Source organism: Epibacterium ulvae, from assembly GCF_018678075.1.
GTDB lineage: Bacteria > Pseudomonadota > Alphaproteobacteria > Rhodobacterales > Rhodobacteraceae > Epibacterium > Epibacterium ulvae_A.
Map to the genome: position 1 here is coordinate 1 of NZ_JAHHIR010000086.1, position 10804 is coordinate 10804.

The 10804-nt window shown below is 53.3% G+C and carries 11 protein-coding genes; 5 read left to right on the forward strand and 6 right to left on the reverse strand.

The window, feature by feature from the left end; translation table 11 throughout:
- A protein-coding gene (locus tag KMP13_RS17960) for an IS3 family transposase (RefSeq protein WP_435370371.1) occupies positions 1-1135 on the reverse strand; the annotation gives its coding sequence in 2 pieces (ribosomal slippage) (positions 1-874 and positions 874-1135; 1136 coding nt annotated over the 2 pieces). This gene is flagged as partial in the annotation.
- A gap of 14 nt (positions 1136-1149) precedes the next feature.
- On the opposite strand from KMP13_RS17960, the gene KMP13_RS20690 reads away from it, so the two are divergent.
- Together KMP13_RS20690 and KMP13_RS17970 are read left to right on the forward strand one after the other, a co-directional pair.
- A complete protein-coding gene (locus KMP13_RS20690) occupies positions 1150-1587 on the forward strand; it encodes a type I restriction endonuclease subunit R, EcoR124 family (protein ID WP_353055731.1) in 438 nt (145 codons plus the stop codon).
- A gap of 331 nt (positions 1588-1918) precedes the next feature.
- On the forward strand, positions 1919-2782 hold the full coding sequence (locus tag KMP13_RS17970; RefSeq protein ID WP_215267355.1) for a GIY-YIG nuclease family protein: 864 nt from the start codon (positions 1919-1921) through the stop codon (positions 2780-2782).
- A 253-nt stretch (positions 2783-3035) separates the two neighbouring features.
- Here KMP13_RS17970 and KMP13_RS17975 read toward each other — a convergent pair whose 3' ends face one another.
- Positions 3036-3956 (reverse strand): LysR family transcriptional regulator, encoded by a 921-nt coding sequence (locus KMP13_RS17975; protein ID WP_215267356.1) that lies wholly within the window; start codon positions 3954-3956, stop codon positions 3036-3038.
- Positions 3957-4218: 262 nt separating this feature from the next.
- On the opposite strand from KMP13_RS17975, the gene speB reads away from it, so the two are divergent.
- The 3 genes from speB to KMP13_RS17990 are packed head-to-tail and all read left to right on the forward strand — an operon-like array spanning position 4219 to position 6436.
- Positions 4219-5127, forward strand: a complete 909-nt coding sequence (speB, locus tag KMP13_RS17980; protein ID WP_215267357.1) for an agmatinase — start codon at positions 4219-4221, stop codon at positions 5125-5127.
- A 12-nt stretch (positions 5128-5139) separates the two neighbouring features.
- The gene (locus KMP13_RS17985; RefSeq protein ID WP_215267358.1) at positions 5140-5484 is read left to right on the forward strand and encodes a RidA family protein; all 345 of its coding nucleotides are present in this window, start codon (positions 5140-5142) and stop codon (positions 5482-5484) included.
- A gap of 1 nt (position 5485) precedes the next feature.
- Positions 5486-6436, forward strand: a complete 951-nt coding sequence (locus tag KMP13_RS17990; protein WP_215267359.1) for an ornithine cyclodeaminase family protein — start codon at positions 5486-5488, stop codon at positions 6434-6436.
- Here KMP13_RS17990 and KMP13_RS17995 read toward each other — a convergent pair.
- Genes KMP13_RS17995 through KMP13_RS18010 form a run of 4 tightly spaced genes read right to left on the reverse strand, consistent with a single transcriptional unit; the run spans position 6433 to position 10314 of the window.
- Entirely contained in the window at positions 6433-7488 is a 1056-nt protein-coding gene (locus KMP13_RS17995; RefSeq protein ID WP_215267360.1) for an ABC transporter ATP-binding protein, read from the reverse strand. The two genes, KMP13_RS17990 and KMP13_RS17995, sit on opposite strands and share 4 nt — an antisense overlap.
- Positions 7489-7501: 13 nt before the next feature.
- On the reverse strand, positions 7502-8344 hold the full coding sequence (locus KMP13_RS18000) for an ABC transporter permease (RefSeq protein WP_215267361.1): 843 nt from the start codon (positions 8342-8344) through the stop codon (positions 7502-7504).
- Between the two features lies 1 nt (position 8345).
- Complete coding sequence (locus KMP13_RS18005; RefSeq protein WP_215267362.1) at positions 8346-9263, reverse strand: ABC transporter permease; 918 nt, start codon at positions 9261-9263, stop codon at positions 8346-8348.
- A complete protein-coding gene (locus KMP13_RS18010) occupies positions 9223-10314 on the reverse strand; it encodes an ABC transporter substrate-binding protein (RefSeq protein ID WP_215267363.1) in 1092 nt (363 codons plus the stop codon). The genes KMP13_RS18005 and KMP13_RS18010 overlap by 41 nt, the downstream gene beginning before the upstream one ends.
- Between the last annotated feature and the right edge of the window lie 490 nt (positions 10315-10804).

Consider the following 10804-nt stretch of genomic DNA (forward strand, 5'->3'; position numbering starts at 1 on the left):
GGCTGATCGGGGTTGGTTGTGTCATTTCTCTGCCAATAGATCACAGCGGGCGGTTTGCCGCCAAGGGCAGAATGAGGATGCTTGTTGTTGTAGAAGTCCATCCACTTTCTGACACCCGCCTTGGCCTCTGATCCGGTCTCCCATGCGTGCAAATAAACGCATTCGTATTTCACCGAGCGCCACAGTCGTTCGACAAAGATATTGTCGAGGAACCGGCCTTTGCCGTCCATTGAGATGCGGATGCCTGATCGACGCAGGCGGTCGGTCCAAGCAAATGACGTGAACTGGCTGCCCTGATCCGTATTCATGATCTCAGGTGGGCCGAACTGGTGGATCGCTTCATTCAAGGCATCCACACAGAACTCGGCTTCCAGCGTGTTCGAGATGCGCCACGCTAGAACTTTGCGTGTGTGCCAGTCCATGATGGCGACGAGATACAGAAAGCCATGCCGCATCGGCAGATATGTGATGTCGGCACACCAAACCTGATTGGGCTGATCCACACGCAGGCCACGCAGCAGGTATGGATAAATCTTGTGACCCTTGGCTGCCTTGCTGGTGTTGGGTTTGTGATAAATCGGCATAAGGCCCATCAACCGCATAAGGCGGCGGATGCGCTTCTCGTTCACCAGATGGTCTTCATTGCGAAGATGCCATGTCATCTGACGTACGCCGTAAAACGGGGTTTCCAAGAACTGCTTATCGATCAGGCGCATCAGACCGAGGTTCATCTCACTTTCGCCTGTTGGCTCATAGTAAAATGACGACCGCGAGATCGACAGCAGCGAACATTGCTTGCTGACTGACAGACCTTTTAGGTTCGGCTCAATCATCTTGCGCCTCACTTGCCGGCCCAAGGTTTGAGCTTTCTGGCCAAAAAATCGTTGGCGACGGCCAACTTCCCAATCTTGGCGTGCAGGTCTTTGACCTGCTCCTCATCAACTTCCGGTGCCGTCCGCCCGCCGCGCTCAAATACGCCGGAAGCGCCTTCAAGTAATGCGCGTTTCCATTGATGGATCATCGTTGGATGCACGCCAAACCGACTGGCCAACTCGCTGACCGACTCCTCGCCTTTCAGTGCTTCCAATGCGACCTTGGCCTTGAATTCCGGTTGGTGTTGCTTCCGTTTCGGCATCGTCAATCTCCTTCGTGTTGAAGATCAACAGACAACAAATCGTAGCTTACGTCAGTGTCCGATTTTCGGGGGGTAGCTCAAATACCCAAAATGTCGTGCTCGAAAAGAGCTACGATGAATATATGAGGGGCTTTGAGGATCAGGAAACAGGCAAGGCCCGGCGCGGGTTCACCGATATTGTGAAAGAGCTGGAAGAGCAGTTCCCTAACCCTGAAGATATCGTCAAAGAAGCTGACAAAAAGGCGTTTGCCAAGCTATTCGGTGAATACCTGAAAGCTGAGAATATTCTTCAAAACTACGATGAATTTGCAGCGTTGCAAGCGTTTCAGGATATTGATCCAAACGATTCTGACATAGGGGCTAGGCCTGTTGATCCCCATCTCGTCGGTCAGCAGCTTCATGGACATTACGACCAATGCTGCAAATTACACGGATGTCTGCTCTTGGATTGAAAGATCGTTAGAAAACGACAAACTGAAGGGTTTGGTATTATTGCGAACGCGTGGGGCTTTGGATCTTCATCGATTGCTATCGGGCTCCGACGTCAATTGACGAGCTTGCTGCAAGTCAGCCCAAAGCTGCGACATGACTTGCCCCATCGGCTGATCCCGTCGTCTTATGGCGAAGATCTCGGTATGCCGTGGGGGGTATCCTTCTGTCCGTCGTCAGGGTTTTTGGAACCAATGGCAGCTTAAACTAAGAGAGTATCTGGCTCATCTGGTTGGTGTCTGACGTCAGCGCCTATGGGTCCAAAAACCCTGACGACGGACAGATGATGACGCCTTGCTTGCCGAATTGGGTGTTGACGTCTCTGCCCCAGAGATCACCGACCTAAAGCACGTACGTTCGACCGCTGTGAAAAAGGCAGCTGAGGATATCGGTGGCCGCAGTAAATGCGAGGATTTTGACACGTTCAAACCTCTCTTTGAACAAGTCCAAAAAGAGCTGGATTCAGGCCTTCGAGAAACGCGCAAGTTTGAACTGAAGGCGGAAATCGAACCTGGTCGGTTCTTCATTGTCGGCGGCCAGAAAGCCTATGTTTCAGATATGGGCGAAGTCACCATCACGGATCACGGGCGAACAGATGCGCGCCTGCGTGTGATCTTCGACAATGGCACAGAAAGCAATTTGTTGATGCGTTCGCTACAACGCCAGTTGAACGCCGACGGCGATGCCGGTCGCCGGATCACGGACCCGACCGCCGGACCTCTATTCTCAGGTCAAACTGACGATGGCGACGAGGCTAGTGGCACGATTTATGTACTGCGCAGTCAATCAAATCATCCGATGGTCGCTAAAAACCGTGAGCTTGTGCATAAAATCGGTGTAACCAGCAACAGCGTTGAAAAACGTATAGCTGGTGCACAGCTTCAAACCACATTCCTGATGGCCAAGGTCGATATCATTGCGACCTATGAACTCTACAACATCAATCGAACCAAACTGGAGAATCTACTGCACCGCATTTTTGCGTCAGCGCAGTTGGACATCGAAATCCCTGATCGCCTGGGCCGTCCAATGAAGCCTCAAGAGTGGTTTTTGGTGCCTCTCTTCGTCATTGAAGAAGCTGTTGAGCGGATCAAGGATGGAACGATTTCGCGCTATACCTACAACCCGGACAACGCCGAGTTAGTGCTGCGAGACTAACATAGTTGCAGAGTTTTCTGTTAGAAACGGCCCTTAGCTGCCGTTCGGCACTCGATCGGCATGCTGCGTCCGCAGCCCGTATTGCCGACGTTCACTAAGGTCAAACTTGATGGTGCGAAGTCCGCTATACAGATCAGCCGCGGTTCGCAACGCCTGTGCCACTGATCGATTTCTGGAAGTGTAGCGTTCGATTTGATGCCTCTAGAGTCTGGCACATTCCAATAAAACGGGCCCTATCAGCCACCATCATGGATCAAGCCGATGGCTTTAGAAGATCGAGAAAGTCTTGCAAGATTGCAGATTGGTTCCGGTCGGTGCGCCAAACCGCGCAGATTGGTGTGGAATAGCTAAAAACATCTGGCAGAATTTCATAGAATTCGTCCCGTATGAGTTCTTGGCAATGGGATGGAAAGTAGCCCAGGTAAACACCGCTGCGAACAAGGGAAAGTACTGCTTCGGTCTGGTATACTGTACTGCCAACCGGAAAAATCTGTTTTCTTTTGCGTAAACGCTCGCCTTCAAAATATCCACGATGAACCAGCTTGTGTTTACAGACGTCTTTGTCCGACAATTCGACCCCGTTAAGTAAATCATCGACAAGCGGGTGGTTTCCACCACAAAATAACCCGACACGTTCGTCGTAAAGCGTCCTATAATTGAGACTTGGGTGGCGTTGGTAGTCGGGGACGATACCCACATGTAACTTACCATCAATCACGCCGCGCTCTACCTCGTTCGGCGACCCCGTCATCATAGTGACCGACACATCTGGGGACAGATCTTGAAGACTTCGAATGGCCGGTACGAGCGGATTTTTTTCATCGCTTATCGTAAAGTCAATCATGCCGATTTCGATTTTTCCAACCAACTTGTTGCTGATACTGGCAATGCGCGAAGTAAAATCTTCACTCTGTTTTAAAAAGTGGTCAATGAAATCATAAGCCTGTTGACCTTGCTGCGTCAGGTAGAACCCACTGCGCCCGCGATGACACAACCGCAGGCCAAGCCGGGTTTCAAGATCCGATATTTGCCGTGATATCGTGGATCGCCCCACGCCCAACTCGGTTTGGGCAGCGGACAAGCCGCCACATTCAATTACGGTTTTGAACACACGCATCAAACGCAAATCCACGTCATTGATCGTGCCGGAGAACGCCTTTTTGCGTCGAGCCATAGGAGGAAATCCATGAATAAGTGCAGTTGCACAAATATGAAACAAAACTTCTAAAGGTTCAAATTTAATTCACTGTTCAACGCATGCTACGCATGAGCGATTAATGAAGGGGGCTTATATGACTTGGTCGGCAGAAAAACTCGCGCAGTTGCAACGGAAATTTGAGGACTCAACAGGCGGTGACCTGCACGATCCAAAGGGGCAAAGAATAGCAGAAAAAATCTTTTCTGAGGGAGGGCGCCGTCCGGCACCATATGCCGGAATGCCGACATTATTGGACGCGCCGCATATTCCCTTTGACCCAAGCACTGATATCTCCGCACTTGATGTCGCGCTTTATGGCGTGCCAATGGACCTTGGCGTGACCAATCGAAACGGGTCGCGGTTTGGACCGCGGGCCTTACGGAGTATCGAGCGGGTTGGTCCATACAACGACGCGCTTGAATGTGCTCCTATTCACGAGATGTCTGTCGCCGACATCGGCGATGTTCCATTGCAAAGCCGGTTTGACCTCACGCAGAGCCATGCCGACATCGAAGATTTCGTAGCCAAAATTGTAGTGCAAAATGTGATCCCACTGGCTGTTGGAGGAGATCATTCTATCAGTCACCCAATCCTCAAAGCCGTCGCAAAAGATGGTCCTGTCGGAATGATCCACATCGACGCCCATTGCGATACTGGCGGGTCTTACGAAGGCGAAAAGTTCCACCATGGCGGCCCTTTCCGCAATGCGGTGCTTGACGGGTTGCTTGACCCCGAGCGCACGATCCAGATCGGCATTAGAGGGGCCGCAAAATACATTTGGGAGTTTTCCGAGATGTCAGGGATGACCGTGATTGAGGCCGCAAGCATCACCGATGCAAACCTGCCTGACATCATCGCGAAGGCACGCGACGTTGTTGGTGATGGCCCGACTTACTTTTCCTTTGATATTGATAGCCTCGATCCAGCCTATGCGCCCGGAACGGGCACTCCAGAGGTCGGTGGGCTGACCACACGCGAGGCTTTCAAACTGATCCGCGGCATGAAGGGCGTGAACCTTGTCGGTGGCGACGTTGTCGAAGTTGCCCCTGCTTACGATCCAACAACCAACACGGCCCAGAATGGCGCACAGATGCTGTTCGAAATCCTGAGTCTGATGCAATTTTCGCCCTTTAGAACACCAAAGTAAGGATACCTTCCAATGACGATCACACGCACCGAACTTGACAGCCGCATGAGCCAAACCGTGGTCCACGGCGACACAATCTATCTCGCAGGTCAGGTTGGCAGCGGGGCGGATGTCACCGCCCAGACCAAAGACATGTTGTCCGAGGTCGACCGCTTGTTGGCGGATGCAGGAAGTAACAAATCCCAAATTCTGACCGCGACGGTTTGGCTTGCCGATATCGCGAACATCGCGGATATGAACGCTGTTTGGGATGCATGGATTGATCCCAAAAATCCGCCTGCGCGCGCCTGTGTCGAGGCACGCTTGGCCACGCCAGATTATTTGGTTGAGGTCATGATTACGGCCGTAAAAGGGTAATATGCTGCGGGTTTTTGACACGAATGAAACGCGGGCGGGGCTAGAGTGGCCCCGCTTGATCGACGGGCTGGACGCGATGTTTCGGTCGGGCTGCGTCATGCCATTGCGCCACCATCATGAGGTCGAGCTCCCAAACGAAGACAGCGGCACCTTGTTGTTGATGCCAGCGTGGACGCCGGGAAAATACATCGGCGTTAAAATGGTCAACGTCATACCCGGCAATTCAGCGCGATCGTTACCTGCAATTTCTGGCGCGTATCTTTTGTCATCTGGTGCAACCGGCGCTTTGCTTGCTGTGATCGACGGCGCGGAATTAACAGCGCGGCGAACGGCTGCAGCGTCAGCCCTAGCTGCGCGGTATCTAGCACGGTCGGACGCCCACAATCTATTGGTGGTCGGGGCTGGAAAGTTGGCGCTTAACGTGATCGAGGCGCATGCCGCGGTGCGTCCTCTGACGTCGATTACGATCTGGACGCGCCGCATTGACCTGGCCGAGAAAGTGGCAAAGGCCGCCCGTGGTTTGGGATATGAAGCGCAGACCACAGATGATCTCGAAAGCGCAACCCCACAAGCCGACATCATCAGTTGCTGCACGCTTTCTCAGGCGCCACTGATCAAGCGCGCTTGGGTGAAGCCGGGGACGCACATCGATCTAATCGGGGCGTTCAAGCCCACAATGCGTGAAACGGACAGCGCGTTGATCGCAACGGCATCTGTTTTCGCAGATACGCGCGAAGGTGTTTTGTCCGAAGGTGGCGATATCGTTCAAGCCATTCGGGAAGGGGCTATCGATGCTTCAGATATTCAGGCGGATTTGTTCGATCTGGCACGTGGGTCTCATGCTGGACGCCGGTCTGATGAAGAGATCACTGTCTTTAAATCGGTCGGTGCCGCATTGGAGGATTTGGCTGCGGCAATCCTCACATATGAGGCCACCGCAGCAACGCATTAAGGCGCCTTAAAGAGTGATACCATTGAAGGGTCGAATGTCAGCCCTACTTTCGAGCCGACGTTGAGGCCCTGCACTTGTGCGCTTGTACGGCGAACACGCAGATCCTTGCCATCGATCGTCACGACGAATTCGGTTGCCGCCCCCAAATCACGCATGAAGGAAATCGCGCCGACGCCTGCTTTGTCGTCTTTGCCGACAGTAGACAGGCCAATGTGTTCTGCCCGCACAGCGGCGAGCATTTGCTCGCCGTCTCGATGGGGGGGCGAGCTTTTGACGGGGGTGCCGAAAAGGTCAATCGCGCCACCCTTCATCGCCCCTACCTCGATCAGGTTTGCAGCGCCAAGAAAGTCCGCGACAAAGCTGTCCGCGGGATTGTTGTAGATCTGTGAGGGTGGTGCGGATTGGCGAATTGCGCCGTCTTTGAGAACCACCAATTCATCCGCCAGCATCATCGCTTCGTGCTGGTCATGGGTCACCAGAACCGTTGTCACACCGAATTTTTGTTGCAATTGGCGCAGCTCGATCTGCATGTTGTCGCGCAATTGAGCATCTAGAGCGGAGAGCGGTTCATCAAGTAAAAACAGCGGTGGCTGGATTGCCAAAGCGCGCGCAATGGCCACCCGTTGGCGTTGCCCGCCCGATAGGGCCGACACCGGACGATCCGCGATGTGCGGCAGCTGGATCACGTTCAATAGCTCTTCGACACGGTCCCGTTGTGCTGCGCCTTTGACGCCGCGCAACTTCAATCCGTAGCCGATGTTGCGCGCTACACTCATGTGCGGGAACAACGCGAGCGATTGAAACACCATGCCAAAGCCACGCTTATGCGGAGGCTGATTTGAAATGTCTTGGCCATCCAGAATGAGGCTGCCTTTGGTTGCGGCTTCAAACCCTGCAATGATGCGAAGCAACGTCGTCTTGCCGCAGCCCGATGGCCCCAAAAGACAGACGAACGAGCCGCGTTCGATCTTGAGATCGACATCCCGCAAGGCGTCGACTGTGCCAAATCGTTTCGACACTTTGTTAATGTGAAGGTGAATGTCTGACGTCATATCTATGACCTTTCTAAAAGAGGCTTGCGCGACCGGCGATCAGCTTGTCGACAAGCACGATCAGCACCACGTCAGCGGCAATGATGAACACAGACAAAGCCAGTGTTGAGGGGTCCAGCGATGATGCAGTACGGCTGTACATCCAGATCGGCAGCGTGCTGACATCAACGGTGTACATGAAGAAGGTGATTGTGAATTCGTTGAAGCTGATGATCAGCGCAAAGATCAGGCCTGCAAGGATACCGGCCTTCATCATCGGTATGACAATATCCCATATTGCACGCAGTGGAGACGCACCGAGCGATACGGCAGCTTCTTCAACTTCCAAGCTGATCCCGCTCATGGCGCTGAGGCAATTGCGCAGTACGAATGGCAGGACGAGCGCGACATGAGGGATGATGATGCGCCATATGCCGATGTCGAGCCGCAGGCTTTCGGCAATCAGTAAAAACGCAATGCCAAGGATCACCAGCGGGAAGACCAAGGGCAATGTGAACAACAGTTCCATCCCGCTGCGAATGCGCCGATCACCCCGCGCCAAGACATAAGCCAGAGGAATGCACACACCGGTTGAAATCACCATAACGATGACCGCGACGACAAGGCTGGTGATCGTTGAGGACACCACCGATTGCGCGCTATTGGCGTCTTCGGTTGTGAACATCGCGATCACTTCCGAATACCAACGCAAAGACAACGCTTCGGGCGGAAAGCCTGTGTTGTCGGCCGCAGAGAAGGACATGATCGTGACCACGATGACGGGCAGAGAGGAAATCAAGATGCCGCAGATCGCGAGCAGGATGATGACAAAACGATATGTGCCGCCCCCTTCAGTTGGAAGTAGATCAACCCGCATATCAGCGCTCCACTTTTTCAGATGTGATCCGCGCCAACCAAGCTGCAAACAGCATCGTAATCATGGTGACAAAGATCAGGATCATGCCAGCCGCAGCAGCGCCAGACCAATTAAACAATGGTGAAATCATATCTCGGATGGCTATGCCCATCATCTGTACGCGGCGACCACCCAACAGCAACGGAATGGCGAAGGCGCTAGCATTGAAAGCAAACACGATCGACGCTGCGCCAAATAATCCGGGCCGAAGCAGCGGTACGGTCACGTCAAAGAAGATGCGCCAATGCGAGGCGCCCAGCGAACTGGCCGCCTCCAGATGTTCGCGCGATATGCCGCGAACGGAACTAACAATCGGAAAGACCGCCAAGGGGAGAGAGGTTTGCACCAACCCCAGCAAGACGCCGGTCTCGTTGAACAGCAAAAAGATCGGTCGTTCAATGATGCCAAGGCTACGCAGGGTTGAATTCAAAACCCCACTGGGCCCGAGCAGCAATATCCAACCGTAGGCTTGCACGAGCAGGTTCAGAATGAGAGGCAGCAAGATCACAATGGTCAGGCTGCGGCGGGCAAACGGACTGCGTAGGCTTGTCAGCAGGAAAGCAAGCGGAACAGCCATCATCATGGCAAGGATGGTCGCAATAAACGCAAGCCGCAGTGTCAACCAGACGGAGCGACCAAAATAAGGCGTCATCAAATCCACATAGGGCTGGATCGAAAAGCCCTCGATGCGGGATTGTTCGCCTGAAATGGAAAACCGAAAGATATAAAAACACGCCCCTAGAAAGGGGAGAATTGCGATGAGCGCTGGCAAAGAAAATGCCAGCGCTTTTGATTTGGTTAATTGAAGGCTCACTGAGGAACGTCCTGTCTTGGGCGGATCACGCCAAGGTTTGTGTGTAACGGGTGATCCAATCTTCACGCACATCGGCGATGAAAGATTTGTCATGCACCACGGCAGTATCGCCCATTTGCTCGGGCTTGATGATGAACGGGCTTGCTTTGGCCTCATCAGACATCACCGCGTTTTGGTTGATCGGGCCATTCAAGACGGCTTCGGCCATTCTCCCCTGCACATCTGCGTCCAGTGTGAAATCGATGAAGGCGTGAACAACGTCATCGTCACCCGGCTTGGCCTTTGGAACGATTGTGTACATCAGATCCGCAAAGAAACCTTCGTCGATGTCATAGGTGGCACCCATGTTTGAATTCGCAGGGTCCTTCAATTCATCCGCATAGAATGCAGGCGCATAGACACCACCGATATCCAGCGCATCAGAGCGGAACAGCTCGGAGATTTGCGCAGGGTTTTCACCGAATGTAAGCAAGCTATCGCGAAGCTCTGCCAATTTGGCAAATGCCTCTTCAGCGTTGGTGCCATCGCCACCAAGCATCTTGCCTGTCGCAAAGATCGTGTCGAGTGCATCGGTCCACGTGGACGGCGGCAAGAACAGACGATTTTGGTGGGATGCGTCCCACATTTCCGCGTAGGATTTCGGTGGCTCTGCGAAGGTCTTCGTGTTGTAGATCAAACCGCCTGTCCACAGGAGGTAACCGATGCCGTGCCCGTCCGCACCCGTGCGGAACCTCGGATCAACCTGTTCGAGGTTTGGTAGCATGTTCAGATCCGGTTGTGCCAAAAGTCCATCTCCGGCCAACTCAACCGCGCCAACTCCCGCAAGGGTAATCACGTCATATTGTGGGCGGTCGCCGGCAGCGCGTAATTTGGCAACCATTTCAGATGTGGATCCGGTACGGTCTGCAATGACACGCGCGCCCGTGGCTTCCTCGAACGGCTTTGCAATATGGTCCAGAACGGCAAGACCGGTGTTGTCGGACCATGTCAAAAGGCGCAGCTCTTTGCCAGCCAGTGGCTGGTGACCTGCGGCACGAACGATTGCTGGCATTGCCAAGGCACCTGCTGTCGCCGCTGATGAGGCCAGAAGCCCGCGCCGTGAGATTTTGTATGTCATGATGTTCCCCTGTTGGAAGTCGGCTCTCATTTTTAGCCGTTGCTCTGATTGGGGCATCATTGCAAACACCGCTTGAATTTAAATACCGCTGAAACCAAGGATTGTTTCATCGAAATACAACTCATGCCAACTTAATGAGCATCAGGTGCATCAAACTGGAAAATTTCTGGAAATTCTTTTTAACTTGATCCAAGGGCTGTTTTGTGAAAATTTCAACGGCTGCGACAGGCGGGTTTGCCTCGCTTCGCGGAACTTGGCGCATCTAATGGGACGTGAGCCCAGAGTGAGAGACATTCCACACCTAGACCAGCCCGCTTGCCCTGAGGTGGCCCAAGGCCCCTAGACGCTTGCCTCTTTTATTCTCTGCTGTTTCATTTCATAGTCAACTGTCCGTCGTCAGGGTTTTTGGAACCAATGGCAGCTTAAACTAAGAGAGTATCTGGCTCATCTGGTTGGTTGCATTATGCGGCACGCTGGCGGTGATGCAAGC

What these genes read in the sequence shown, in the direction of transcription:
- KMP13_RS17975 (WP_215267356.1), bottom strand. Translation starts at nt 3,956, where the DNA reads ATGGCTCGACGCAAAAAGGCGTTCTCCGGCACGATCAATGACGTGGAT.
- speB (WP_215267357.1), top strand. Translation starts at nt 4,219, where the DNA reads ATGCCGACATTATTGGACGCGCCGCATATTCCCTTTGACCCAAGCACT.
- KMP13_RS17985 (WP_215267358.1), top strand. Translation starts at nt 5,140, where the DNA reads ATGACGATCACACGCACCGAACTTGACAGCCGCATGAGCCAAACCGTG.
- KMP13_RS17990 (WP_215267359.1), top strand. Translation starts at nt 5,486, where the DNA reads ATGCTGCGGGTTTTTGACACGAATGAAACGCGGGCGGGGCTAGAGTGG.
- KMP13_RS17995 (WP_215267360.1), bottom strand. Translation starts at nt 7,488, where the DNA reads ATGACGTCAGACATTCACCTTCACATTAACAAAGTGTCGAAACGATTT.
- KMP13_RS18000 (WP_215267361.1), bottom strand. Translation starts at nt 8,344, where the DNA reads ATGCGGGTTGATCTACTTCCAACTGAAGGGGGCGGCACATATCGTTTT.
- KMP13_RS18010 (WP_215267363.1), bottom strand. Translation starts at nt 10,314, where the DNA reads ATGACATACAAAATCTCACGGCGCGGGCTTCTGGCCTCATCAGCGGCG.